Origin of the sequence: Halomonas elongata (genome assembly GCF_029081005.1) — a bacterium.
In the GTDB taxonomy this organism is placed as follows: domain Bacteria; phylum Pseudomonadota; class Gammaproteobacteria; order Pseudomonadales; family Halomonadaceae; genus Halomonas; species Halomonas elongata_B.
This window is the reverse complement of the sequence record NZ_JAJQTQ010000001.1, coordinates 136,884-161,376: the sequence shown is the minus strand read 5'-3', so window position 1 is coordinate 161,376 and position 24,493 is coordinate 136,884. Positions and strand designations below refer to the sequence as shown.

At 65.7% G+C, this 24,493-nt stretch carries 21 protein-coding genes; 17 read left to right on the top strand and 4 right to left on the bottom strand.

Annotation, left to right across the window (positions count from 1 at the left end; all coding sequences use genetic code 11):
- Positions 1-64 precede the first annotated feature (64 nt).
- Complete coding sequence (locus LU493_RS00695) at positions 65-1,063, bottom strand: AraC family transcriptional regulator (RefSeq protein ID WP_275285857.1); 999 nt, start codon at positions 1,061-1,063, stop codon at positions 65-67.
- Positions 1,064-1,415: 352 nt separating this feature from the next.
- Between LU493_RS00695 and antA the strand changes: the two genes are divergently transcribed.
- The 10 genes from antA (at position 1,416) to LU493_RS00645 (ending at position 10,998) form a co-directional block, all read left to right on the top strand.
- Positions 1,416-2,804: an anthranilate 1,2-dioxygenase large subunit gene (gene antA / locus LU493_RS00690; protein WP_275285856.1), complete on the top strand. Its 1,389-nt coding sequence runs from the start codon at positions 1,416-1,418 to the stop codon at positions 2,802-2,804.
- A gap of 3 nt (positions 2,805-2,807) precedes the next feature.
- Positions 2,808-3,293, top strand: coding sequence for an anthranilate 1,2-dioxygenase small subunit (gene antB / locus LU493_RS00685; RefSeq protein ID WP_275285855.1), 486 nt, complete (start codon positions 2,808-2,810; stop codon positions 3,291-3,293).
- Between the two features lie 20 nt (positions 3,294-3,313).
- Complete coding sequence (gene antC / locus LU493_RS00680; protein WP_275285854.1) at positions 3,314-4,330, top strand: anthranilate 1,2-dioxygenase electron transfer component AntC; 1,017 nt, start codon at positions 3,314-3,316, stop codon at positions 4,328-4,330.
- A gap of 88 nt (positions 4,331-4,418) precedes the next feature.
- On the top strand, positions 4,419-5,543 hold the full coding sequence (locus LU493_RS00675) for a muconate/chloromuconate family cycloisomerase (protein ID WP_275285853.1): 1,125 nt from the start codon (positions 4,419-4,421) through the stop codon (positions 5,541-5,543).
- Between the two features lie 28 nt (positions 5,544-5,571).
- Positions 5,572-5,862, top strand: coding sequence for a muconolactone Delta-isomerase (gene catC / locus LU493_RS00670; protein ID WP_275285852.1), 291 nt, complete (start codon positions 5,572-5,574; stop codon positions 5,860-5,862).
- 65 nt (positions 5,863-5,927) lie between these two features.
- Positions 5,928-6,902 carry a catechol 1,2-dioxygenase gene (gene catA / locus LU493_RS00665; protein WP_275285851.1) on the top strand — a complete coding sequence of 325 codons (975 nt, stop codon included), beginning with the start codon at positions 5,928-5,930 and terminating at the stop codon, positions 6,900-6,902.
- Positions 6,903-6,975: 73 nt separating this feature from the next.
- On the top strand, positions 6,976-7,959 hold the full coding sequence (locus LU493_RS00660) for a TRAP transporter substrate-binding protein (protein WP_275285850.1): 984 nt from the start codon (positions 6,976-6,978) through the stop codon (positions 7,957-7,959).
- Positions 7,960-8,015: 56 nt separating this feature from the next.
- On the top strand, positions 8,016-8,564 hold the full coding sequence (locus tag LU493_RS00655) for a TRAP transporter small permease (RefSeq protein WP_275285849.1): 549 nt from the start codon (positions 8,016-8,018) through the stop codon (positions 8,562-8,564).
- Positions 8,561-9,823 carry a TRAP transporter large permease gene (locus LU493_RS00650; protein WP_275285848.1) on the top strand — a complete coding sequence of 421 codons (1,263 nt, stop codon included), beginning with the start codon at positions 8,561-8,563 and terminating at the stop codon, positions 9,821-9,823. The genes LU493_RS00655 and LU493_RS00650 overlap by 4 nt, the downstream gene beginning before the upstream one ends.
- Before the next feature lie 5 nt (positions 9,824-9,828).
- Positions 9,829-10,998 carry an alpha/beta hydrolase gene (locus LU493_RS00645; RefSeq protein WP_275285847.1) on the top strand — a complete coding sequence of 390 codons (1,170 nt, stop codon included), beginning with the start codon at positions 9,829-9,831 and terminating at the stop codon, positions 10,996-10,998.
- Between the two features lie 27 nt (positions 10,999-11,025).
- On the opposite strand, the gene LU493_RS00640 is transcribed toward LU493_RS00645, so the two are convergent.
- Positions 11,026-11,496 carry an Lrp/AsnC family transcriptional regulator gene (locus LU493_RS00640; protein WP_275285846.1) on the bottom strand — a complete coding sequence of 157 codons (471 nt, stop codon included), beginning with the start codon at positions 11,494-11,496 and terminating at the stop codon, positions 11,026-11,028.
- 136 nt (positions 11,497-11,632) lie between these two features.
- On the opposite strand from LU493_RS00640, the gene kynU reads away from it, so the two are divergent.
- From kynU to LU493_RS00610, 6 genes are all read left to right on the top strand, one after another.
- Positions 11,633-12,862: a kynureninase gene (gene kynU, locus LU493_RS00635; protein ID WP_275285845.1), complete on the top strand. Its 1,230-nt coding sequence runs from the start codon at positions 11,633-11,635 to the stop codon at positions 12,860-12,862.
- Between the two features lie 15 nt (positions 12,863-12,877).
- Positions 12,878-13,639: an alpha/beta hydrolase gene (locus LU493_RS00630; RefSeq protein ID WP_275285844.1), complete on the top strand. Its 762-nt coding sequence runs from the start codon at positions 12,878-12,880 to the stop codon at positions 13,637-13,639.
- A gap of 68 nt (positions 13,640-13,707) precedes the next feature.
- Positions 13,708-15,057: a sodium-dependent transporter gene (locus tag LU493_RS00625; protein WP_275285843.1), complete on the top strand. Its 1,350-nt coding sequence runs from the start codon at positions 13,708-13,710 to the stop codon at positions 15,055-15,057.
- An 83-nt stretch (positions 15,058-15,140) separates the two neighbouring features.
- Positions 15,141-16,478 (top strand): DUF2252 domain-containing protein, encoded by a 1,338-nt coding sequence (locus tag LU493_RS00620; protein ID WP_275285842.1) that lies wholly within the window; start codon positions 15,141-15,143, stop codon positions 16,476-16,478.
- 367 nt (positions 16,479-16,845) lie between these two features.
- Positions 16,846-18,324, top strand: coding sequence for a protein adenylyltransferase SelO (locus tag LU493_RS00615; protein WP_275285841.1), 1,479 nt, complete (start codon positions 16,846-16,848; stop codon positions 18,322-18,324).
- Positions 18,325-18,410: 86 nt separating this feature from the next.
- The gene (locus tag LU493_RS00610; protein WP_275285840.1) at positions 18,411-19,280 is read left to right on the top strand and encodes an MBL fold metallo-hydrolase; all 870 of its coding nucleotides are present in this window, start codon (positions 18,411-18,413) and stop codon (positions 19,278-19,280) included.
- 137 nt (positions 19,281-19,417) lie between these two features.
- Here LU493_RS00610 and katG read toward each other — a convergent pair whose 3' ends face one another.
- Positions 19,418-21,637, bottom strand: a complete 2,220-nt coding sequence (gene katG / locus LU493_RS00605) for a catalase/peroxidase HPI (protein WP_275285839.1) — start codon at positions 21,635-21,637, stop codon at positions 19,418-19,420.
- A 223-nt stretch (positions 21,638-21,860) separates the two neighbouring features.
- Positions 21,861-22,808, bottom strand: a complete 948-nt coding sequence (locus LU493_RS00600) for a LysR family transcriptional regulator (protein WP_275285838.1) — start codon at positions 22,806-22,808, stop codon at positions 21,861-21,863.
- Between the two features lie 159 nt (positions 22,809-22,967).
- Between LU493_RS00600 and LU493_RS00595 the strand changes: the two genes are divergently transcribed.
- Positions 22,968-24,467, top strand: coding sequence for a CoA-acylating methylmalonate-semialdehyde dehydrogenase (locus LU493_RS00595; RefSeq protein WP_275285837.1), 1,500 nt, complete (start codon positions 22,968-22,970; stop codon positions 24,465-24,467).
- The last annotated feature ends 26 nt before the right edge of the window (positions 24,468-24,493 follow it).

Here is a 24,493-nt window from a genome sequence, read left to right as displayed (position 1 = left end):
AGTGTATCGCGGCGTGGCGAGGAAACTAGCCGGAATCGGAAGTCTAGTCGACCTGCTTACCGAGTCAGTGATGCACGATGCCGTCCCGGCGATGGCGGCCGAGTACCTGGGAAGGTCGCTCGCCGAAGCGCTTCTGGTAGTCCCTGGAGAAGCGGCCGAGCTGCAGGAAGCCGCAGTCCATGGCGATGCTGGAGACGCTCTCCCGCGGACCGGCATGCTCCAGGCGACGCTTCACCCAGTCGAAGCGCAGGTTGCGGAAGTGCGCGATGGGCGCGGCACCGAAGTGGGCATGGAAGTCCTGGTAGAGGCGCTCCCGGGAGACGCCGGAGAGCCTCTCGAGATCTTCCAGCGTGAGCGGCTGGTCGAGGGACTCGCGCATCATCGCGTCGAGCTGGTCGAGGTAGCCCGGACGCTCCTGCTGGCGGCCGAGCAGTTCTCCCGAGTAATTGTGGGGCTGGGCGTAGAGCAGGCTGGTGATCAGGCTGCTCTCGAAGTTGCCCCAGACTTCCGGCAGGTCGCACAGCGAGCCCTCCGCGCCGAGCAGGTCTTGCAGGTGGGCGACGGTCTTCCACCAGTCGCCGAGATGGCCCTCGAGCGGCATCCGCGGGTCGAAGACCACCGGTGACGTCACCTTGCGGCCGAGCAGTTGGCCGAGGCGGTGATGCACGGCCTCGCGGGACAGGCGCACCAGTTGCTTGCGGCAGTCGTCGCCGATGTTCAGGTGCAGCGGCTGATTCGGGGAGATGATCGCCCCCACCCGGGTGTCCGAGGCGAATTCCTGTCGCGCGTATTCGATGTGCTGTTCGCCGGACAGCGGCAGACTGATGCTGTAGCTGTGGGCGAGGTCGTCGACTCGGATGTTGACCCGGGTCGCGTACTCGATGATGCCGAGGGCCACGTTGCCGAGCGCGGTGCCCTCGTGACGGAAGGCCAGTTCACGCGGCCTCGGGACTTCGAGCTCGTGCGGGCCGTTGATGCCGCGCATCCAGCGGCAGGCGTCGTCGGGCTCGTGGATCAGGGTAGCGATCCGCTGGCGGGGCGACGTTTGGGGCGCCAGTGTCATACGGTCTCCTCGCCTCCGGGGCCTGGCCGCTGGTCACGGCTTCTCGTTGGATATGTCGGGCCCAGCATCGGAGGCTGATATGTTCGCTTGTCGGTATAAAGTACGTATTGCGAACTTTGTTGTTGGAGTATAGCACCTTTATGCCATATCTCGATCCGCCTGGGACGAGGGGAGAGCGGCTTTTCACCGATGTTGCGACCAAAGTCTATCCGTCTCGGGACGGCCTGGCAGGCGGGGAGGAGGGACGACGCCGAAAAAGTGCATAGCGTTGCCCAAAGAATCGAATAGTGGCGAGACGGGAGCCTGCTTAAGTTGGGTCACACCACGACAAGCAACAAGACGGTGATGACCGATGACAGCACAACGCTCTATCCCCGAGTGGCAGCAATTCGTCGAGAACTGTCTCGATTTCCGCCCCGATAACGGCGTCTACCAGATGGCCCGGGAGATGTTCACCGACGAGGCTCTGTTCGACCTGGAGATGGAACTCATCTTCGAGAAGCAGTGGATCTTCGCCTGCCACGAGAGCCAGATCCCGAACAACAACGACTTCATCACCATGCAGGCCGGTCGCCAGCCGATGATCATCGCGCGCGACGGCAAGGGTGAGCTGCGGGCCCTGGCCAACACCTGCCAGCACCGTGGCGCGACCCTGGTGCGTACCGAGTGTGGCAACCAGTCCACCTACACCTGTCCCTTCCACGCCTGGTGCTACAAGTCCGACGGCCGCCTGGTGAAGGTCAAGGCGCCGAGCGAGTACCCGGCGGACTTCGACAAGTTGAGCCGTGGCCTCAAGCAGGCCCGCATCGAGAGCTACCGTGGCTTCGTGTTCATCAGCCTGGATGCCGAGGGCACCGATAGCCTCGAGGACTTCCTCGGCGATACCCGGCTGTTCTTCGACATGATGGTCGAGCAGGCCGAGGACGGTGAGTTGGAGGTGCTGCCGGGCAAGTCCACCTACACCTTCAACGGCAACTGGAAGCTGCAGAACGAGAACGGCCTGGATGGCTATCACGTCAGCACCGTGCACTACAACTACGTCTCCACCGTGAAGCATCGCCGCGAGCTCGAGGCGCAGAAGCACGGCGACAACGGCGACACCCTCGACTACAGCAAGCTCGGCGCCGGCGACAAGGACACCGACGACGGCTGGTTCTCCTTCGCCAACGGCCACAGCCTGCTGTTCAGCGACATGCCCAACCCCCAGGTGCGTCCCGGCTACGCCACCGTGATGCCGCGCATGCTCGAAAAGCACCCCCGGGAGCGCGCCGAGTGGACCATGCATCGCCTGCGCAATCTGAATATCTACCCGAGCCTGTTCTTCATGGACCAGATCAGCTCGCAGTTGCGCATCGTGCGTCCGGTGGCCTGGAACAAGACCGAGGTCATCAGCCTCTGCCTGGGCGTGAAGGGCGAATCAGACGCCGATCGCGAGAACCGCATTCGCCAGTTCGAGGACTTCTTCAACGTCTCCGGCATGGGCACGCCCGACGACCTGGTGGAGTTCCGCGAGCAGCAGCGCGGCTTTCAGGCCCGCGCCTCCCGCTGGAGCGACATCTCCCGGGGTCACCAGGACTGGCAGTACGGCGAGACTCACAACAGCCAGGTGCTGGGCATCAAACCGGTGATCACCGGCACCGAGTTCACCCACGAAGGGCTCTACGTCAACCAGCACGGCACCTGGCAGCGGCTGCTGCTCGAGGGCCTCGAAAAGAAAGCACTCAAGCTCCAGGAGGTGTAAGCCATGACTCTTCAGCAATCCATCGAGCAGTTCATGTATCGCCTGGCCGAGCTCTGCGATGACCGCGATTGGGACGGCTACCTCGACCAGTTCGCGCCGGAGTGCGAGTTCCACATCCCGCAGTGGAAGAACGAGGACGAGGTCACCCGCGATCCCAAGCGCGAGATGTCGTTGATGTACTACGCCGACCGCACCGGCATCGAGGATCGAATCTTCCGCCTGCGCACCGGCAAGTCCGCGGCCTCCACGCCGTTGCCGCGCACCCTGCACCTGATCGACAACGTGCGCTTTACCGAGCAGGGCGATGGCATCGTCCAGGTGCGGGTCAACTGGGTGACCCATTTCTATCGCTTCGGCGAGAGCGGCCACTTCTTCGGCACCGCCGACTACACCCTGCGTGGCGATGGCGACGGCTGGAAGGTCCTGCGCAAGCACAGCGTGCTGCTCAACGACAAGATCGATTCCGTGCTGGATTTCTACCACGTCTGAGTTTCGCTGGAGGGCGAGTCATGCATAACACAGCTGCCATCGTCTTTCGCGACGGCACCACGCGCTTCGTCAAGGTCGACGACAACGAGCTGCTGATGGACGCCGCCCAGCGTCACGGGGTCAATCTGCCGGTGGACTGCCGGGAGGGCGTCTGCGGGACCTGCCGCTGCCGGCGCGAGGCCGGCGAGGTCGACGTCGAGTACATCGACGAGGAAGCCCTCAGCGAGGAGGAAGTCGCCGAGGGCCATGTGCTGGCCTGCCAGACCCGCCTGCTCTCCAGCCACGCGTCCTTCTACTTCGACGTGGACTCCAGCGTGTGCAGCGTGGCCACCGAGGTTCACGAGGCCACCGTGAGCGCCGTGGAGCAGGTGTCCGATGCCGCCGCCATCCTGGAGATCACCCTGGAAGATCCCGCCCAGGCGTTGCAGTACCTGCCCGGGCAGTACGCGCGCCTCGAGGTGCCGGGCTCCGACGAATGGCGGGCCTACTCCTTCGCCACCTCGTCGGTGAAGGACGGCAAGTTACGCTTCCTGATTCGCCTGCTGCCCAGCGGGGTGATGAGCGACTACCTGCGCGAGAGCGCCAAGGCGGGCGATGCCATCTCTCTGGAAGCCCCGCTGGGCGCCTTCTACCTGCGCGAGGTGGAGCGTCCCCTGCTGATGGTGGCCGGCGGCACTGGGCTCTCGGCTTTCCTCGGCATGCTGGAGCGACTCGAGGAATCGGGCGAGACCGACCAGCCGATCCGCTTGTGTTACGGCGTGACTCAGGAGGCCGATCTCAGCGAGCTCGATCGCCTGGACCGCTTCACCGAGACGTTGCCGGATTTCGCTTATGAAACCGTGGTGATGAACCCCTCCGAGGCCTGGCAGGGCAAGAAGGGCGTGGTCTGCGACCTGTTCGATCTGGACTTCCTGGCCCAGCCCTTCGACACCTACCTGTGCGGGCCGCCGCCGATGATCGAGGCTTCGAAACAGTGGCTCGAGGAGCGCGAGGTCGGCGAGCACCGGGTGTTCTTCGAGAAGTTCGTCTCGAGCTGACCGCCACCGCCGGGGGGCGTCTCGCATGGCCCCAGCGACTTTCATTGCATGCAAGCGGCGCCCCGAGGCGAGCCGCCTGGAGACACTCATGTCCGACATCCTGATCCACGAGGTCGAGACCCTGCTGGTCGACCTGCCGACCATTCGGCCGCACAAGCTGTCGATGACCACCATGGCTTGCCAGACGATGGTCATCATTCGCCTGCGGTTGTCCGATGGCACCGAGGGTCTGGGCGAGGCCACCACCATCGGTGGTCTGAGCTACGGCCCGGAGAGCCCCGAGGGCATCAAGCAGACCATCGACACCTACCTGGCGCCGCTGCTGATCGGCCAGCCGTCCCATAATCTCAACGCCCTGCGGGCGCGCCTTGACCGCCATGCCCGCGGCAACAGTTTCGCCAAGTCGGGGCTCGAGACCGCCTTGCTCGACGCCGAGGGCAAGCGCTGCGGCCTGTCGGTGGCGGAACTGCTGGGTGGGGCCCGGTGCGATCACCTGCCGGTGCTGTGGACGCTGGCCAGCGGCGACACCCAGAAGGACATCGACGAGGCCTTCCAGCGCCTCGAGGAACGCCGTCACTGCGACTTCAAGCTGAAGATCGGCGCCAACCCGGTGGACCAGGACGTGCGCCATGTGGCGGCGATCAAGGCGGCGCTGGGCGACCGGGGCAGCGTGCGGGTCGACGTCAACCAGGCCTGGGACGAGGCCACCGCAGCCCGCGGCATCGACGCCCTGGAGGCCGCCGGCATCGATCTCATCGAGCAGCCGATCCCGGCCCGGGAGTTCGCCGGCCTGACCCGGCTGGCGCAACGCTTCGTGGTGCCGATGCTGGCTGACGAGGCGGTTCATGACGCCCGTGACGGCTTCACCCTGGCGGCCGGCGGGTTCGGCGATGCCTTCGCCCTCAAGATCGCCAAGGCCGGCGGGCCACGCAGTGTGCTGGAGCTGGCCCACGTGGCCCGAGCCGCCGGCGTCAGCCTGTACGGCGGCACCATGCTCGAGGGCACCATCGGCACCGCCGCCTCCCTGCATGCCTGGGCGACCCTCGGCGAGCTGACCTGGGGTACCGAGATGTTCGGCCCGCTGCTGCTCAAGGACGACATCGTCGCCGAGCCGCTGAACTATCACGAGTTCGGTGTCGACCTGCCGGTCGGTCCCGGGCTCGGCATCACCCTCGACGAAGACAAGCTCAACCATTATCGGCGCCGCGACTGAGCGCGCCCCGCATCTCAAGGAGACGCCCATGCTCTTCCAGGTGGAAATGACCGTGAAACTGCCGCCGGAGATGCCGGCCGAGCGGGCTGCCGAGATCAAGGCGACCGAGAAGGCCTACGCCCAGGAGCTGCAGCGCGCCGGCAAGTGGCGCCACCTGTGGCGGGTCGCCGGCAGCTACGCCAACGTCAGTATCTTCGACGTCGAGGACAACGCCGAACTGCAGGACCTGATCAGCAACCTGCCGCTGTTCCCCTACATGGAGATCGCCGTCAAGCCGCTGTGCCGCCATCCGTCGTCGATCCGCGACGACGAGTCCTGAATCACGGAGGACGCCGGACACGCGCGCCGGCCGTCACACAGATGACAACAACCGAGGAAACGACCATGACCGTGAAGATCTTCGACACGCCTGACGTCCAGGACTTCCTGAAGGCCGTCAGCGGCTTCGACCAGGACGGCGGCAACGAGCGCGCCAAGCGGATCCTGCATCGCCTGCTCTCCGACCTGTATCGGCTGATCGACGACTACGACGTCACCCCCGAGGAATTCTGGAGCAGCGTTAGCGTGCTCAACGCGCTCGGCCAGGGCACCCAGTTCGGCCTGCTGGCCCCGGGGCTCGGCTTCGACCACTACCTGGACATGCGCATGGACGCCCTGGATGCCGAGGCCGGCCGCACCGGCGGCACGCCGCGCACCATCGAGGGCCCGCTTTACGTGGCCGGGGCGCCGGAGCTCCAGGGTAGCGGGCGCATGGACGACGGCACCGACACCGACGGCGAGGCCATGTGGCTGACCGGCCAGGTGCGTGACACCGACGGCAACCCGGTCGCCGGCGCCAAGGTGGAGATCTGGCATGCTGACTCCAAGGGCGGCTACTCCTTCTTCGACCCGTCGCAGAGCGAGTACAACCTGCGCCGCACCATCATCACCGATGCCGAGGGGCGCTACGCAGTGTGCAGCATCATCCCCTCCGGCTATGGCTGCCCGCCGGACAGCCCGACCCAGCAGGTGCTCGACCTGCTCGGCCGCCACGGCCAGCGCCCGGCGCACATCCACTACTTCATCTCGGCCCCGGGGCACCAGCACCTGACCACCCAGATCAACCTGGCCGGCGATCCCTACACCTTCGACGACTTCGCCTTCGCCACCCGCGAGGAGCTGGTGGTCGAGGGTCGGCGGATCGAGGATGCCGCCGCCATCGAGGCACGCGGCTTCGAGGGTCCGTTCACCGAGGTGGTGTTCGACGTCGAGTTGTCGGCGACCGCGGAACACGACCTGCAGCACCGTCACAAGCGCCCGCGGGCCAAGGAAGACACGCAGGACCAGGCCAGCCAGCAGGCGGGCACCGCCAGGGTGTAACGCTCCGCATCGATGGTCGGCCCCTCGAGGGCCGGCGACATCCAGCCAGATGACAACAATAGAGGCGACTTCCATGAACAAGCTCAAGACCCTGATCACCGCCGCCGTAGCGGCCTCGATTTCCGTCACCGCCTTCACCGCCCAGGCGCGTGACTTCCGGCTCGGCCTGATCACGCCCCAGTCGCATATCTGGTCCCAGGAGGCCCAGGGCTTCGCCGACGACCTGGCCGAGCGCTCCGACGGTGAGCACAGCGCCAGCATCTTTCCCGCCCAGCAGCTCGGTACCGAGGCGCAGATGGTCCAGCAGCTCCAGGCCGGTTCCCTGGACATGGCCTTTCTGACCATCGCCGAAATCTCCAATCGCATCCCGGACTTCGGCGCCCTCTACGCCCCCTTCCTGGTGGAGGACATCGATCACGCCGCCGCCTTGCTACGTTCCGGCACCGCTGCCGGCCTGCTCGAGCAGATGCCGGCCCGCACCGGCCTGGTGGGCGTGGGTTACGGCATGGCCGGCATGCGCCAGATTCTCAGCCGTGAGCCCATCGAGTCCGCCGAGGACCTGAGCGGGCTCAAGGTACGCATCACGCCCTTCGACCCCATCCGCGACTTCTACGCCGCGGCCGGGGCCGCGCCCACGCCGCTGCCGCTGCCCGCGGTCTACGATGCCCTGGCCAACGGGCAGGTCGATGCCATCGACATGGACTACGATTCCATCCGGCTGCTCAAATTCTATGAGCAGGCCGAGAACCTGGTGATCTCCAACCACATGATGTTCCCCATGGTGGCGGTGGTCTCCGGACGCGTCTGGGCGCAGCTCGACGAGGCGGATCGCGAGCTGATTCGAGCCACCATGGCCGAGCACGCCGACAACGTCATGGCCCGCTTCCAGGAGCATCACGCGGCCTGGGGGGAGGACCTGCGCCAGCAGGACATCACCGTCACCGAGATCGATCCCGCCTTCTTCGCCGAGGCCACCGAGAAGTGGGAGGAGATCTGGGCGCCCAAGGCCCCGTCGCTGGCCGCGCTGCGCGAGACGGCCGCCGAGCTGGCCGACTGACCCGCCCGTCCACCTGCCATCGCCCCGGCCCGGCGCCGGGGCGTCCGGAGACCGTCATGTTCAAACGACTCTCGTCCGGCATCGCCCGCTGTGAGGGGGCCATCGCGGCGGGACTGGCGGCGCTGGTCACCCTGCTGATCCTGCTCAACATCGCCACCCGTGCCCTCGGCCATGCCCTCTACTGGACCGACGAACTGGCTATTCACGCCATGATCTGGATGACTTTCTTCACCACCTCGGCGACGCTCAAGCGCCGCGAGGGCGTCGCCGTGACCCTGCTGCTCGACGCCCTGCCGGCGGGCCTGCGGAGACTGTTGGCACTGGCCGTGGATGCGCTGGTGCTGTTCTTCGCGCTCTTCCTGGCCGTGTTGTGCTGGCGCTGGTACGACCCGGCGACCCTCTGGGCTGCGGGGTTCGATATCCAGGCCTTCCAGGGGGAGACCTTCAACTTCATGTATTCCGAGACTTCGCGCACGCTGGGCATTCCCAAGTTCTGGGTCTGGCTGTGCCTGCCCATCTTCGCCGTCTCGCTCGCCCTGCATGCCGTGGTCAATCTCGGCGAGGGTCTCAGGAGCCTGGCCGCTGCGCCGAGGAGGTACGCATGACGCTCGTCGTCTTCGCCGCGCTGCTGCTGGGCGCGGTGCCTATCGCCCTGGTGCTGGCGCTCACCGCCGCCTGGTACATCGCCGACTCGGGCAACACCCTGCTGTTCGCCTCCTATCCCCAGCAGCTGTATGGGGCCATCGAGAACTATGGCCTGCTGGCAATTCCCCTGTTCATGCTTGCCGGCGAGCTGATGAACGAGGGCGGGCTGACTCGCCGGCTGATCGACCTGGCACGGATCCTGGTCGGTGGCTTCCGCGGCGGCCTGGTGTATATCAACCTGGTGGCCAACATGATGATGGCAGCCATCGTCGGCTCGGCGGCCTCGCAGATCGCCATCATGTCCCGGGCCATGGTCCCGGCCATGGAGGAGGAGGGCTACGACAAGCCCTTCGCCGCGGCGATCACCGCCGCCGGCGGGCTGCTGTCGCCGATCATCCCGCCGTCGATGCTGTTCGTGCTCTACGGGGTGATGGCCCAGGTGCCGATCGCCGACATGTTCATCGCCGGCATCATCCCGGGGCTGTTGATGGGCGGGCTGTTCTTCCTGGCCATCGCCGCGGTGGGCCTGGTGCAGCAGTATCCGCGTGGCCGGTGGCCGAGCCGCGAGCAGGCCCGTCGCTTCCTGCTGATGGGCCTGCCGGCGATGAGCATCCCGTTGATCATCATCGGCGGCATCCTCGCCGGGCTGGCCACGCCCACCGAGTCGGCGGCGCTGGCCTCCCTGGCGGCGCTGCTGATCGGGCGTTACGTCTATCGCGACCTGACCTTCGCCAGGCTGCCGGAGATCCTCAAGCGGACCGCCTTCAATGCCGGCCTGGTGATCATGCTGATCGCCGCCGCCGGGGTGTTCGGCTGGGTGATCGTCTACGAGGAGCTGCCGCAGATGGCCGCCGCCTGGATCGCCGGGATGACCGACGATCCCTTCGCCTTCCTGCTGCTGGTGGTGGGCATCCTGCTGCTGGTGGGGATGATCGTCGACGGCATCGCCGCGCTGATCCTGGTGGTGCCGATTCTGCTGCCCATCGCCCAGCAGCAGTTCGACGTCAGTGCCTACCAGTTCGGGGTAGTGGTGTGCCTGACCCTGGTGCTGGGCCTGCTGACGCCGCCGGTGGGGGCGGGGCTGTACATCGGCTCGTCGATGACCGGGGTGCCGCCGATGCGGATCTTCCGTGCGTTGTGGCCCTTCCTGTTGATGAGCCTGTTGGCGCTGGTGCTGCTGGCCTGGCAGCCTTGGCTGACCCTGGCGTTGATCGGGTGACGACCATGACGATGATGACCCTGCGGGCCGAATCGGCCCTGGACGACGACTCGTCGGCGGCCATGGCGGCCGCCTATCGCGATGCGGCGGTGGTGCTGCTCGGACGCCTCAAGGCCTCACAATGCTCGCCGGCCAGCATGGCACGGTTGACCGTGATCTCGCCGGGGGGCCGGCTGGATCCCCGTGATCCGGTCTGCGAGCGTCGGTGGCGCGAGGTCTTCGGTGGTTTCCGGCCGGCGAGCGTCGAGGTTCAGGCTGGGCAGGCGCCGACGATCGGCCTGGCGATCACCCTGGCGGCGGCGTCGCCTTCCGCCGCCGAGGCGACGCCGGTCTGGCAGGGCCTGACCCCGGCCGAGCTCGATGCGACCTACAGCGCCCGGGCGGCCGTGCCCGAGCATCTGGCGATCTTCGAGCGCTGGCGGGACGCGGGAGAGCGTGTCCTGGCTTCGCGGGAGGTGTACCGCGACCTGCCTTATGGCGAGGCGCCGCTGCAGCGCTTCGACTTCTTTCCCGCGCCGCGGCCGAACGCGCCGCTGCTGGTGTTCCTCCACGGCGGCTATTGGCAGGCCATGGACAAGGCCGAACACGCGTCGCTGATCGAGGGTCACCTCGACGCCGGCTGGGCGGTGGCGCTGCTCAACTATCGGCTGTGCCCCGAGGCGACGATCGCCGATCAGGTCGAGGACGTGCGCCTGGCGCTGCGCCACCTCTGGCACGGTGCCGAGCGGTATGGCTTCGATCGGTCACGGATCCAGGTCTGCGGCCACAGCGCCGGGGGGCACCTGGGAGCCTGCCTGGCCAGCACCGATTGGTCGTCCCTGGACCCAGCCATGCCCGCCGCGCCCCTTCACTCCGCGCTGTTGGTCAGCGGGCTGTTCGAGCTCGAGCCGATGCGCCACATGAGCTTCGGTCCTCTGCTCGGCCTGCCGGACGCCGAGACGGCCCGGGCACTGAGTCCGATGTTCGCCACCCCCAATCCCGGCCTGAGCCTGCACCTGGCCGTGGGGGAGCGTGAGAGCGCGGCGTTCCACTGGCAGTCCCGGGAACTGGCCCGCCGCTGGGGAGCCCGTCTCGAGGGTATCGAGGTCTCGAGCGTTCCCGGCACCCATCATTTCTCGGTGATGGAGACCCTGGCCAACGGCGAGCTGCAGAGAGCATCTTTTGACATGATATGAACGATTGTCGTCCGACCGTCTTGAGAGTTATTTCCCTCGGGTGTTCAACGGCCCGTTGGTCTTGAGGGTATCCATGGCCACCTGGGTGGCGATGTCGTGGATGCCTTCCAGGGGGCTGACGACCTCGGCGAGGAAGTTCGACAGAGCGCCGAGGCTTCCTACCACCACCTTGATGATGAAGTCGTGATTGCCGGTGACGGTATGGCATTCGATGACCTCGTCCCTTTCCAGCAGTCCGGCCACGGCGCTCTGTGGATCGGCCATGCGGCGCTTGTCCATGGAGAGGAAGATGAAGGCGGTGACCTGCAGGCCCAGTGCATCGGGGGAGACGCGAAGCGAATACCCCTGGATCACGCCCTCGCGCTCCAGTCGTGCAATGCGTCGCGAACACTGACTGGTGGAGAGGTTCACCCGCTCGGAGAGTTGTCCCAGCGTCAGGCGGGCATCGCGCTGCAGGATATACAGAAGTTTCAGGTCAAAACGATCGAGTGATGTCATTTCTCTTGATTGGGTGGTTTTTTGCAATAATTTTGCATGGACGGTGGTCCAGGCCGTGGCAAAACGCAACCCCCCATCATCCAACTGCTCCTAGAATGCCCAGCAGTGATTCCCTTTTTCTACCCGGAGACTCGACATGAGCGTGAGCCTGGACCATGCCCGTGAACTCGACCGCCAGGACCCCCTGGCCGGCTTCAAGTCACACTTCACCCTGCCGGAGGGCGTGCTCTACCTCGACGGCAACTCTCTGGGCGCCCAGCCGACCGCCGCCCGGAAGGCGGTCGCCGAGACCATGGACCAGTGGCGCGACGAGCTGATCAAGGGCTGGAATCAGGGCTGGTTCGATGCCCCCGAGCGGCTCGGCAATCTGCTCGCCCCGGTGCTGGGCGCGAGCGAGGGCGAGGTGGTGGTCACCGACAACATCACGCTCAATATCTTCAAGTTGCTGGGCTACATCACTGGCCAGCGGACGGACGGGCGCCGTGTGGTGCTGAGCGAGGACGGCAACTTTCCGACCGACGGCTACATCGCCCAGGGATTCTGCCGCTTCGGCGACTTCGAGCACCGCTTCCTGCCCGAGGGTGCCGAGCTGGCCGACTACCTGGACGGCGTGGCCGTGGTGGTGCTGAGTCAGGTCAATTACCGCACCGGTCGGCTGCGCGACATGGCGGCCATTACCCGCCAGGCGCATGAGCATGGCGCGGAGATCGTCTGGGACCTGGCCCACTCGGCCGGCGCGCTACCGGTGGACCTGAACGGTTGCGGTGCCCGCTATGCCGTGGGCTGCACCTACAAGTACCTCAACGGCGGGCCCGGGGCGCCGGCCTTCCTGTACGTCCATCGCGACCACCAGGGCGGTGGCTGGCAGCCGCTTTCCGGCTGGCACGGGCATGCTGCGCCCTTCGCTTTCGAGGCGGACTATGCACCGGCCGGCGATATCACCCGCTTTCGTACTGGTACTCACTCGGCGCTGATCTACAGCGCCCTGGAAGCTTCGCTGGAAATGTGGGCCGAGGTCGATATGCAGGCGCTGCGCGACAAGAGCCTGGCGATGAGCGGGCTGTTCCGCGACTGTCTGGCCGACTTGCTCGAGCCCTACGGCATCGCCGATATCACCCCGGTAACCGGGGAGCGGGGCAGTCAGGTGTCGCTGGTGGATATCGAGAATGGTTTCGCCATCGTCCAGGCGCTGATCGCCCGGGGCGTGATCGGCGACTACCGCGAGCCCGGACTGATGCGCTTCGGTTTCACGCCGCTCTACCTGAGCTTCGAGGACGTCTGGCAGGCGGCCCGTCACTTCCGCGAGGTGCTGGAGAGCGGCGAGTACCGGGATCCGCAGTTTCATGTCCGTTCCGCGGTGACCTGATCAGGAGCGTGTGCCATGACCCAGCAGGGCCTGGATCGTGACTATTCCCCGAGCCTGTTCGCTCGGGACTACGAGGCCACTCTGGCCCGGCAAGCCGTTGAAGGGGCCGAGCTGGTGATACGTCACCGGCCCCGCCGGCTGGATGATGGTAAGGATCCGGCGGCTCGGCTGAACCTGTTCGTTCCCGAGGGCGCGGGCCCCTGGCCGCTGATGGCGTTCATCCACGGCGGCTACTGGCAGGCGCTGGACCACACCGCTACCGACTTCCTGGCCGAGCGTTACCTGGCCCGGGGCATGGCCTTCGCTTCCCTGGGCTACGGGCTGGCGCCGGAGGCCTCGATCGAGACCATGAGCGAACAGAGCGCACGGGGGCTGGCAGTGGCGCTCGCGGCGCTCGACGAGTACGGCGGCGCCGGTTCCGTGACCCTCGGTGGCCACAGTGCCGGCGCGCAGCTGGCCTGTCGGGTGGCTGCCGAGAGCGGCATGCGCCTCGACGAGTTGCTGCTGGTCAGCGGCGTCTATGACCTGACCCCGCTGGTCGACACCTACGTCAATGCACCGCTGGGGCTGGACCGAGCGCGGGCTCGGGCGTTGAGCCCGCTGTTCGGCGAGCTGGCCGGATTGCCGCCGAGTCGGGTGATGATCGCCGAGCATGACCCGCCGGCCTTCCGATCCCAGGGTCGCGACTTCGTGGCCGCGCTGCGTGCCGCCGGTCGTGAGGCATCATTCGTCGACCTGCCGGGCTGTGATCATTTCAACATTCTCGACCACCTTTAGGCCGCCGAGTCGACCACCACAACAACGACAGCGGAGTCGCGCAGCGACTTCCCATGGCTTCTTTCGTCATGAACAAGACAAGAGCGCAGTTTTCCTCCCGCTTTGGCTTCCTGATGGCTGCAGCCGGCGCCGCCGTGGGCCTGGGCAACGTCTGGAGCTTTCCGTCCATGGCCGCCAACAACGGCGGCGGTGCCTTTCTGCTGCTGTACCTGGTGATGGCCTTCATCCTCGCTTATCCGGCGTTGATGGCCGAACTGACCCTGGGGCGCTACGCCCAGAGCGGGGTCATCCAGGCCATGTCGCGTGTCGGCGGGCCCGGGACCGCCGGTCGGCTGGGCGCCGCCATCGGCGTCCTGGCCATCCTCACCGCCTGTCTGGGGCAGGCTTTCTACGCCATCGTCACCGGCTGGTTGATCGGCGACACCCTGGTGCCCCTGCTCGACCTGCTGGGGCTGGAGACCTGGGCGACGCGGCTTGACGAGGCCGGCTTCTGGAAGGATTGGTGGCTGGCCAGCCTGGCCATGCTGGTAACCGTCGGCGTGGTGCTGGCCGGGGTCAACAAGGGTATCGAGCGCTGGTCCAAGCGGTTGATGCCGTTGTTGATCGTGCTGATGCTGGCGTTGATCCTGGTGGTCATGACCCTGCCCGGAGCCACCGCCGGGCTCGCCGCCTACCTGGTGCCGGATGTCTCCCGGGTCTCCGGCCAACTGGTGGTGGACGCCATGGGCCAGGCCTTCTTCTCGCTGTCCATCGGTGTCGGCGCCATGGTGATCTATGGCTCCTACCTGAGCCGCGAGGCCAGCCTGCCCAGGACCGGCGCCCAGGTGATGTTCATCGACATGGGCGTGGCCTTCATCGCCGGGTTGCTGATCGTGCCCTCGATGTTCGTGGCCGACGAGCTGGGGGTGGACATCTTCGACGCCAACGGGCAACTGCAGAGTTCCTCGACGCTGCTGTTCGATGTGATGCCGGCGATGTTCGCCCAACTGGGCGGTCTGGGCGCCGGTCTCGAGGTGCTGTTCTTCGCTCTGCTGGCGATCGCCGCCCTGACCTCCATGTTTCCCGTGCTGGAGGTGCCGGTGGCGACCCTCGTCGAGACCGGTCGAGTCTCGCGGCGCTGGGCGACCCTGCTGATGGGGGCCGTGATCTTCGCGATCTCCACGCTGATCCTGATGCACTTCGATCCGCTGTTCGGCTGGGCGATTACGGTCACCATCACCTACAACATGCCGCTGATCGGCGCCCTGGTGTGTCTCTACGTGGGCTGGCTGCTGTCGCGCAACGCCAAGTTGCAGGAGCTGCGCCGGGGCGCGCCGGAGATCGAGGACACCCTGTTCTGGAAGCTCTGGCCCTGGTACATCCGCTTCGTCTGCCCGGTATTGCCCCTGGTGGTACTGTTCAATGGCTTGTCCGGCTAGCCGGGCTTGCTTGCGGGCAGTGGGCTTGCTTGACTGATACGGGGCCGCGTCGGCGGTCCCCGTCGATCATCGGGAGATGCCACATGCCACAACCCCTGACACGCCATAATCGCCCCCGCCAGGTGCTGGACGCGATCACTGCCGCCAATGCCGGGCTGTCCGAGGCGGATCGCGAGGCCAAGTACGCCAAGCTGGCCGAGTCACCCTATCGGTTCTTCCGGGGCACCAATCACCTCTACTGGGACGATGTCTGGCATGATTGGCGCTTCGCCCTCTATGGCGGTTTGCCCGAGACCCAGACCTGGCTGCAGGGCGACGCCCACGCCTACAACTTCGGCGCTTACGGGCATCGCGACGATACCGTGCGGTACGGCATGGATGACTTCGACGATGCCATGATCGGCGATTACCAATACGATCTGTGGCGGCTGGCGATCAGCCTGGTGCTCGATGCCCGCGAGAACGTCGGCCTGTCACGCAAGGCGATCGACAAGGCCCTGGCGACGCTGACCGAGAGCTATCACGACGAACTGGCCGGCCATCTGAATGGGGAAGCCCCCGACGGCGTGACCCTGGAGACCGCCAAGGGACCTGTCGCGCCCTTTCTCGAGAAGGTCGCCGCCAAGCGCAGCCGTGCCAGGATGCTGGACAAGTGGACCCGCATGAGCGATGAAGGACGCCGCTTCGCCGAGCGCCCGGACAAGCTCGCTCGCCTGCCGGCGCATCTGGCCAGCCAGTTGCGCAAGGCCATCGAGGGGGAATACCGCGAGACGCTGCGCAGCGAGCGCGCCGAGGCCGAGGAGGATCACTTCAGGGTCAAGGATCTGGCGCGGCGCCTGGATGCCGGCACCGGCTCGCTGGGCCTGGAACGTTACTATGCGCTGATCGAGGGCGGGCGCGATCACGAGCACGACGATGTGATTCTCGATATCAAGCAGCAGACACCGCCGGAGGGCTGGCGGTTGATGAATGCCGCCGAGAAACGGGCCTGGCGTCGTGCCTTTCCCCATGAAGGGGCACGCCATGCCGCCGCCTTCCATGCCATCGCCGAACATCCCGATCCGTATCTGGGCTGGCTGCACATCGGGGACACCGTGTTCTCGGTGCGCGAGCGCTCGCCCTTCAAGGACGACTTTCCGACCCACAAGCTGGATGACGGCAAGTCCTACCGCAAGCTGGTCAAGCGTTGGGGGCGTATTCTCGCCCGGGAACACCTGCGCGGTGCCCGGGCCCTGTATCCGGATGATCCGGGCAGCTTCGCACGCAGCGTCTGTGCACGGCTCGAGGGGCGGCTGGATCACTTCACCGACATGATCGCCACCCTGGCGGTCAGCTATGCCGAATGCGTCGCTCAGGACTATCGCACCTTCGTCGCCAGCCGGGCCGAACAGGCCGAGGAAATGTCGGCGCAGGAGGCATGATCTTCACCGTGTTCGGGAATGTTGGCCGGCACCGCCTGTCCTTGTAGTGTGAGGGAAAAACTGCATAAATGCCTGCGCATGCAAATCGCTGCGTTACGCGGTGCTCGAAAGCTCGCCTAACCCTTCGTTATGTCTCGCTTTCTGTGCTCCGGGCGCCTTGCGCTTCACGATGCTCGGCAATTTATTCAGCATTTCCTGAGAGGGTGTTTACAAAACAGGCGAACGAAGGCAAGACAAGGCGAAATTGAGTGAAAAAGCGCAGTTTACAATGGGTAAATGAGCATTTTGAGGTCAATTTCAACGCCGTATTGTCGAGTGCAGGCATTTTGTAGACACCCTCTGAGAGGCCCACTGTACAGGAGGCGTCATGTTCCCGAGCTTTTCCCTGCGCTATGTACGCCTGCCCGAGCGGTTGCGCGCCGAATGCCTGCCCACACCGGCCGAACGCCCCCGGCTGGTGGCCTTCAACCGGGAGCTCGCCGACGAGCTGGGCTTCGATCTCGGCGCCTTCGATGCCGACGGGGCCGCCGAGGCATTCGCCGGCAACACGGTGCCCGAGGGCGCCGAGCCGGTGGCCATGGCCTACGCCGGCCACCAGTTCGGCAACTTCGTGCCACAGCTCGGCGACGGTCGGGCGCTGCTGCTGGGCGAAGTGATCGATCGCCAGGGTCGGTCGCGCGATATCCAGCTCAAGGGCAGTGGCCGCACGCCTTTCTCTCGAGGCGGGGACGGGCGGGCACCGCTCGGTCCGGTACTGCGCGAATACCTGGTCAGCGAGGCCATGCAGGCCCTGGGCATTCCGACGACCCGGGCGCTGGCCGCCGTGACGACCGGCGAGCGCGTCTTCCGCCGCATTCCCGAGCCCGGCGCGGTGTTGACGCGGGTGGCATCCAGCCACCTTCGCGTGGGGACGTTCCAGTACTTCGCCGCGCGGGGAGATACCGAGGCGGTGCGCCTGCTGGCCGACGAGGCCATCGCCCGTCACTATCCGCATCTCGCCGACCGCACCGATGACGGCGAGCGTTACCTGGCGCTGCTCGATGCCGTGGCGGAGCGTCAGGCCGAGCTGGTGGCACGCTGGATGGGCGTCGGCTTCATCCATGGCGTCATGAACACCGACAACACTGCCATCTCGGGCGAGACTATCGATTATGGTCCCTGTGCCTTCATGGACACCTTTGATCCGCGCACGGTATACAGCTCCATCGATGAGCAGGGGCGCTATGCCTACGTCAATCAGCCGGTGATCATCCAGTGGAATCTCGCGCGCTTCGCCGAGACGCTGGTACCGCTGATCGACAGCGATGGTGAGCGTGCCGTCGAACGCGCCACGCCGATCATCCGTGATGTCTCGGAACGCTTCGAAGCGCGCTGGCGTGAGGTGATGCGTGCCAAGCTTGGCTTGGCCACCGAGGAGGACGGTGATGGCGAGCTCGCCCAGGCGCTGCTGGATGCCATGCGTACCGGGCGCGCCGACTTCCACCTGGCCTTTCGCCATCTGGCCGATGCCGTCGAGTCGCAGGCCGAGGCGCCACGCCTGTTGGAAATCTTCGAGACGACCGAGGAGCTCGAGACATGGCTGCCGCGCTGGCACGAACGCCTGGGCCGGGAGAGCGTGTCGAACGACGAGATCGTGACACGCCTGAACGCCGCCAATCCAGCGGTGGTGCCTCGCAACCATCGCGTCGCCGAGGCCATCGCCGCCGCCGAGGAGGACGACTTCGGGCCCTTCGAGGCCTTGCTGGCAGTGATCACCGATCCCTATACGACGCCGGACACCGAGGTCGATTACACCCGGCCGCCGCGCGATGAGGAGAAAGTCTTGCGGACCTTCTGCGGTACCTGAGGTCTCGAGCTTGATGACACATGGTCCCTGTCCGGGACGTGCCAGCATCGGTGTCCCTCATTCTTTGCTGCAAACGGAGGCATCCCATGTCCCAGCAGCCCATCGTCCAGGTCTTCTTCGACGAGCCCACCAATACCTTCAGTTACGTGGTACAGGATCCCGCCAGCAAGGCGTGTGCGATCCTCGACTCGGTGCTCGATTTCGATTACGCCGCCGGTCGTACCGATGTCCGCTCCGCCGACGAGATCATTGCCTTCGTGCGCGATAATGGCCTGGAGGTGGCGTGGATCCTCGAGACCCATGTTCACGCCGACCATCTCTCGGCGGCGCCTTATCTGCACGAGAGGCTGGGCGGGCAGACCGGCATCGGCGCCAATATCACCGTGGTGCAGGAGGTCTTCGGCAAGGTGTTCAATGTGGGCAGCGAGTTTGCGCGCGACGGTAGCCAGTTCGATCGCCTCTTCGAGGAGGCCGACACCTTTGCCATCGGCAACCTGGAAGGCCGCGTGCTGCACACACCGGGACACACGCCGGCCTGCCTGACCTACGTGATCGGCGATGCGGCCTTCGTCGGCGATACCCTGTTCATGCCCGATTATGGCACTGCACGCTGTGATTTCCCCGGAGGTGATGCCCGCGCGCTGTACCGCTCCATCCAGAAGGTGCTGGCGCTGCCCGACGAGACGCGCCTGTTCCTGTGCCACGACTACAAGGCGCCGGAGCGCGAGGAATATCGACACGAGACCACGGTGGCCGAAGAGCGCGCCCACAACGTTCATGTGCATGAGGGGATCGGCGAGGAGGCGTTCGTCAAGATGCGCACCGAGCGCGATGCTACCCTGGGAATGCCTCGGCTGATCATCCCTTCGGTGCAGGTCAACATGCGCGCCGGCGAGATGCCTCCCGCAGAGGAGAATGGCAAGGTCTATCTCAAGGTGCCCATCGACTCGTTCTGAGTCGCCATCGATGCCGTGCCTCGATGGGAATCCGGTCTTGCCATTTGCGAGACATCAAGCCGAAGAAAGCCGCGTCGGCCCGGGGCCGACGCGGCTTCTTTAGTGCCTCTGCGCGGGGCTGCGCAAGGCGGGACGGTTCAGGCGAGGTCGAAGCGATCCGCGTTCATCACCTTGTTCCAGGCCGCGACGAAGTCCTTGACGAATTTTTCTTCGGCGTCGTTCTGGGCATAGACCTCGGTCAGGGCGCGCAGTTGCGCATTGGCGCCGAAGAGCAGGTCCACGCGGGTGGCGGTCCACTTCACGTTGCCGGTCTTGCGGTCGCGCCCCTCGTAGAGGTCTTCCTCGGACGAGACCGGCTGCCAGTCGGTGCCCATGTCCACCAGGTTGACGAAGAAATCGTTGGTGAGCGTGCCGGGGCGATCGGTGAGGATGCCATGCGCCACGTCGCCGTGGTTGGCGCCCAGGGCCCTCATGCCGCCGACCAGTACGGTCATCTCCGGTGCGGAGAGTCCCAGCAACTGGGCACGGTCGACCAGCAGTTCCTCGTCGGGAATGGCGAACCGGGTGCGACGGTAGTTGCGGAAGCCGTCGGCCTCGGGGCGGAGCACCTCGAAGGAGTCGGCGTCGGTCTGCTCGTCCGTGGCATCGGTGCGACCCGGCGAGAAGGGCACGTCGATGGCGTGTCCGGCGTCCTTGGCGGCCTTCTCGATCGCGGCAGCACCGCCGAGCACGATGAGGTCGGCCAGGGACACTCGCTTGTTGCCTGACTGGGCGGCATTGAAGTCGTCCTGAATGCCTTCCAGCGTCTCGAGTACCTTGGCCAGGCGTTCGGGCTGGTTGGCTTCCCAGTCTTTCTGCGGTGCCAGGCGGATGCGGGCGCCGTTGGCGCCGCCGCGCATGTCGGAGCCGCGGAAGGTACTGGCGGAAGCCCAGGCGGTGAATACCAGCTCGGAAACCGTGAGGCCGGAGCCGAGCAGCTTGCGCTTGAGCTCGACGATGTCCTGGGCATCGATCAGTTCATGATCCACAGGCGGTACCGGATCTTGCCAGATCAGGTCCTCGTCGGGTACTTCCGGGCCGAGGTAGCGGACTTTCGGGCCCATGTCACGGTGGGTCAGCTTGAACCAGGCGCGGGCGAAGGCATCGGCGAATTCTTCCGGGTTCTCGTAGAAGCGGCGCGAAATCTTCTCGTAGGACGGGTCATAGCGCAGCGACAGATCGGTGACCAGCATCATCGGCGGACGACGCTTCGAGCTGCCCTCCGGTCCCGGAACCTCATCGCCCCGGGCGTCCTTGGCGACGAACTGCCAGGCACCGGCCGGGCTCTTGGTCAGTTCCCATTCATAGCCGAACAGGTTCTCGAAGAAGGAGTTGCTCCATTGAGTGGGGGTCTGGGTCCAGATCACCTCCGGGCCGCCGCCCATGGTGTCCTCGCCCATGCCCTTGCCGTAGCTGCTCTTCCAGCCGAGGCCCATCATCTCGATGGGGGCCGCCTCCGGCTCGGGGCCTACCTGCTCTTCCGTCCCGGCGCCGTGGGTCTTGCCGAAGGTGTGGCCGCCGGCGATCAGCGCCACGGTTTCCTCGTCGTTCATCGCCATGCGGGCGAAGGTCTCGCGGATGTCGTGGGCCGCCTTGACCGGGTCCGGTTCGCCCTCGGGCCCTTCCGGATTCACGTAGATGAGACCCATGTGGGTCGCGCCCAGCGGGTTTTCCAGCTCCCGGTTTTCCTTGTCGACGATGCGTTCGTCACTGCCGAGCCATTCCTTCTCGGCGCCCCAGTAGATGTCTTCTTCCGGCTCCCAGGTATCTTCGCGGCCGCCGGCGAAACCGAAGGTCTTGAAGCCCATGGACTCCAGCGCCACGTTGCCGGCCAGCACGTAGAGGTCGGCCCAGGACAGCTTGTTGCCGTATTTCTGTTTGATCGGCCACAGCAGGCGACGGGCCTTGTCCAGGTTGACGTTGTCCGGCCAGCTGTTGAGCGGCGCGAAGCGTTGCTGTCCGCCCCCGGCGCCGCCGCGGCCGTCGCCCATGCGATAGGTGCCGGCGCTGTGCCAGGCCATGCGGATCATCAGGCCGCCGTAGTGGCCGAAGTCGGCCGGCCACCAGTCCTGGGAGTCGGTCATCAGGTCGGTGAGGTCCCGCTTGACGGCCGAAAGGTCGAGTTTCTTGAATTCCTCGGCGTAGTTGAACCCTTCGCCCATGGGGTTCGCGTTGGCGGTGTGTTGATGGAGGATCCCCAGGTTGAGCCGGTTGGGCCACCAGTCACGATTCTCCGTGCCTTTGCCGCGCATGTTGGTGTTGCTGCCGTGCATCACAGGGCACTGGCCAGCCGCCTTGCCATTCTGTTGTTCGCCCATGGTTTTCTCCCCGATCAATAACTGCCTTAGGTGAAACTGCGACGTGCGGGACGGCCTGTGCATGGATGTCGATTCCACTCCGAGAAGCGGAGGCATCCAGGGCGTGTCCGTCCATCTACAAGCTACTCCTTGCTGTCCGGGTGTTGCCAAATGCCTTTTCCAACCATAGTGATAGCATCATTCAATAGTGTCCGTGGCCGTCGATGGGGATCGTGCGTGCGGTTCAGGAAAAGGCCGGGGGGATCGTCAACTCATGGCCTTCGCCCATCAGGAAATCCCGATTGATTTCCAGGGCGTCGCGCAGGAAATCCCAGAGCAGCCGTACCCGGGCGAGACGGCGCTGTTCCTGGCGCGAGGTGATCCAGAATTGCCGCACGATATCCACGTCATCGGTCAGCAGGCTGGAAAGCGCCTGTGTGGTGGACGCCATGAAGCAGGGTAGCACGGCGAGTCCGGCGCCGCGCAGGCAGGCGCTGTGCTGGGTCGTGACGCTGGTACCGCGCATCGCGAAGTGCGGGCCGGGATGGCCGACCACGGTCGGGTCGAGCAAGGGATCGAGGTAACTGAGCTGTTCGCTGAAGATCAGGTCGTCGACGTAGCCGATCAGCCGGTGTCGGCGCAGGTCGGCGAGCCGTCGGGGACTGTCATGGCGAGTCAGGTAGTCCTGGCTGCCATAGAGGCGCAGGCGATAGTCGCAGAGTCGCGAGATCACCAGGCCCGGGCTCGACGGGCGTTCGATGGTGATCGCCAGGTCGGCCTCGTGACGACTCAGATTGACCACGCGGGGCAGGGCCAGGAGGTCCAGGGTCACGCCCGGGTGGCGCTCGCAGAAGGCGGTGAGCAACGGCGCGATCACCCAGGTGCCGAAGCCTTCCGTGACACCGAGACGGATCTGGCCGCTGATCCGGTGATTCTGGTCGGTGAGACCTTCGCCGGCCTCGAAGGCGTGACGCGCCATTTCCTCGGCGTGGGCCTGCAACCGATGGCCCGCCTCGGTGAGATGGTAACCGTGGGTGCTACGCTCGAAGAGCTGCGTATTGAGCTGCTGCTCGAAGCGGCGGGTGCGGCGCGACAGGGTGGAGTGGTCGAGCCCCAGTCGCCGGGCGGCGTCGGCGAGCCGCTGGCTGCGTGCCACCTCCAGAAATATCTGAATGTCCTGCCAGTCGAGCATGGGGAACTCCGGGTATCGATGGTTGTGCATGAGCGCACAAGCAATGTGCCTGTGTGCCCGTTGTTTCGCCATCCGACGTCTGGCTAGACTCGAACCATTCGGACGTCTTGTCGATATGCACACGACACCACAATCACAATCGTCACTGGAGCATGCCCCATGTCCGTTCGCGAGATTCCACTGTACATCGATGGCCAGGCCGTCCCCTCTCGGAGTCAGGAGGTACGCGATGTGGTCAATCCGGCGACCCAGGAAGTGGTCGCCCGCGTGCCCTTCTGCACCGCAGAAGAGGTCGATCGCGCCGTGGCCAGCGCCAAGGAGGCCTTCAGGAGCTGGCGCAAGGTGCCGCTGGCCAAGCGGCAGCGCATCATGCTCAAGCTGCAGGCGCTGATCCGCGAGCACACCGAGGAACTGGCGGCGCTGATCACCGAAGAGCATGGCAAGACGCTGCCGGACGCCGCCGGCGAGGTGGGGCGCGGCCTGGAAGTCGTGGAGCACGCCTGCTCGATCACCTCGCTGCAACTCGGCGAGCTGGCCGAGAATGCCGCCAGCGAGGTGGATGTCTACACCCTCAACCAGCCGCTTGGCGTGGGGGCCGGCATCACCGCCTTCAACTTCCCGATCATGCTGCCCTGCTTCATGTTTCCGCTGGCCATCGCCACCGGCAACACCTTCGTGCTCAAGCCGTCCGAGCAGGACCCCAGCTCGACCATGAGACTGGTAGAGCTGGCCCATGAAGCCGGCGTGCCGGCCGGGGTGCTCAACGTGGTGCATGGCGGGCCGGACGTGGCCAACCGGATCGCCGATCACACCGATATCAAGGCGCTGTCCTTCATCGGCTCCAGCCATGTCGGCTCGCTGCTCTACAACCGCGCCGCGGCTGCCGGCAAGCGGATGCAGTCGATGATGGGTGCCAAGAACCATTGCGTGGTCATGCCCGATGCCAATCGCAGCCAGGCGATCAACAACTTGCTGGGCTCGGCCTTCGGCGCCGCCGGCCAGCGTTGCATGGCCAACTCCGTGGTGGTGCTGGTCGGCGAGGCGCGGTCATGGCTGGACGATATCGTCGAGGGGGCACGCAACATGAAGGTCGGCCCCGGCACCCAGCGTGATGCCGATCTCGGCCCGCTGGTGTCGCCGGCCGCCAAGGCGCGGGTGGAAGACTTGATCGCCACCGGCGAGCGGGAAGGCGCCAGGCTGCTGGTCGATGGGCGAGGCCATCAGGTGGAGGGCTACCCCGATGGCAACTTCGTCGGCCCGACCCTGTTCAGCGACGTGACCGCCGAGATGACCATCTATCGCGAGGAGATCTTCGGGCCGGTGCTGTGCGTGGTGGGGGTCGAGACCCTGGATGAAGCCATCGATGTCATCAATGCCAACCCCAACGGCAACGGTACCTCCATCTTCACCAATTCCGGCTGGGTAGCGCGCCGCTTCGAGACCGACATCGATGTCGGCCAGGTCGGCATCAACGTGCCGATCCCGGTGCCGGTGGCCTACTTCAGCTTCACCGGCTCCCGGGCCTCGAAGCTCGGCGATCTGGGCCCCAACGGCAAGCAGGCGATCGCCTTCTGGACCCAGACCAAGACGGTCACCGCCCGTTGGTTCGAACCGGAAAACGTCTCCAGCGGCATCAACAGCACGATTTCGCTGAGTTGATCCCGCCGCGACGATGACGATGCGAA

Excerpts from the sequence above, each read along its gene's own strand:
- LU493_RS00695 (WP_275285857.1), bottom strand. The coding sequence starts at position 1,063 with ATGACACTGGCGCCCCAAACGTCGCCCCGCCAGCGGATCGCTACCCTG.
- antA (WP_275285856.1), top strand. The coding sequence starts at position 1,416 with ATGACAGCACAACGCTCTATCCCCGAGTGGCAGCAATTCGTCGAGAAC.
- antB (WP_275285855.1), top strand. The coding sequence starts at position 2,808 with ATGACTCTTCAGCAATCCATCGAGCAGTTCATGTATCGCCTGGCCGAG.
- antC (WP_275285854.1), top strand. The coding sequence starts at position 3,314 with ATGCATAACACAGCTGCCATCGTCTTTCGCGACGGCACCACGCGCTTC.
- LU493_RS00675 (WP_275285853.1), top strand. The coding sequence starts at position 4,419 with ATGTCCGACATCCTGATCCACGAGGTCGAGACCCTGCTGGTCGACCTG.
- catC (WP_275285852.1), top strand. The coding sequence starts at position 5,572 with ATGCTCTTCCAGGTGGAAATGACCGTGAAACTGCCGCCGGAGATGCCG.
- catA (WP_275285851.1), top strand. The coding sequence starts at position 5,928 with ATGACCGTGAAGATCTTCGACACGCCTGACGTCCAGGACTTCCTGAAG.
- LU493_RS00660 (WP_275285850.1), top strand. The coding sequence starts at position 6,976 with ATGAACAAGCTCAAGACCCTGATCACCGCCGCCGTAGCGGCCTCGATT.
- LU493_RS00655 (WP_275285849.1), top strand. The coding sequence starts at position 8,016 with ATGTTCAAACGACTCTCGTCCGGCATCGCCCGCTGTGAGGGGGCCATC.
- LU493_RS00650 (WP_275285848.1), top strand. The coding sequence starts at position 8,561 with ATGACGCTCGTCGTCTTCGCCGCGCTGCTGCTGGGCGCGGTGCCTATC.
- LU493_RS00645 (WP_275285847.1), top strand. The coding sequence starts at position 9,829 with ATGACGATGATGACCCTGCGGGCCGAATCGGCCCTGGACGACGACTCG.
- LU493_RS00640 (WP_275285846.1), bottom strand. The coding sequence starts at position 11,496 with ATGACATCACTCGATCGTTTTGACCTGAAACTTCTGTATATCCTGCAG.
- kynU (WP_275285845.1), top strand. The coding sequence starts at position 11,633 with ATGAGCGTGAGCCTGGACCATGCCCGTGAACTCGACCGCCAGGACCCC.
- LU493_RS00630 (WP_275285844.1), top strand. The coding sequence starts at position 12,878 with ATGACCCAGCAGGGCCTGGATCGTGACTATTCCCCGAGCCTGTTCGCT.
- LU493_RS00625 (WP_275285843.1), top strand. The coding sequence starts at position 13,708 with ATGAACAAGACAAGAGCGCAGTTTTCCTCCCGCTTTGGCTTCCTGATG.
- LU493_RS00620 (WP_275285842.1), top strand. The coding sequence starts at position 15,141 with ATGCCACAACCCCTGACACGCCATAATCGCCCCCGCCAGGTGCTGGAC.
- LU493_RS00615 (WP_275285841.1), top strand. The coding sequence starts at position 16,846 with ATGTTCCCGAGCTTTTCCCTGCGCTATGTACGCCTGCCCGAGCGGTTG.
- LU493_RS00610 (WP_275285840.1), top strand. The coding sequence starts at position 18,411 with ATGTCCCAGCAGCCCATCGTCCAGGTCTTCTTCGACGAGCCCACCAAT.
- katG (WP_275285839.1), bottom strand. The coding sequence starts at position 21,637 with ATGGGCGAACAACAGAATGGCAAGGCGGCTGGCCAGTGCCCTGTGATG.
- LU493_RS00600 (WP_275285838.1), bottom strand. The coding sequence starts at position 22,808 with ATGCTCGACTGGCAGGACATTCAGATATTTCTGGAGGTGGCACGCAGC.
- LU493_RS00595 (WP_275285837.1), top strand. The coding sequence starts at position 22,968 with ATGTCCGTTCGCGAGATTCCACTGTACATCGATGGCCAGGCCGTCCCC.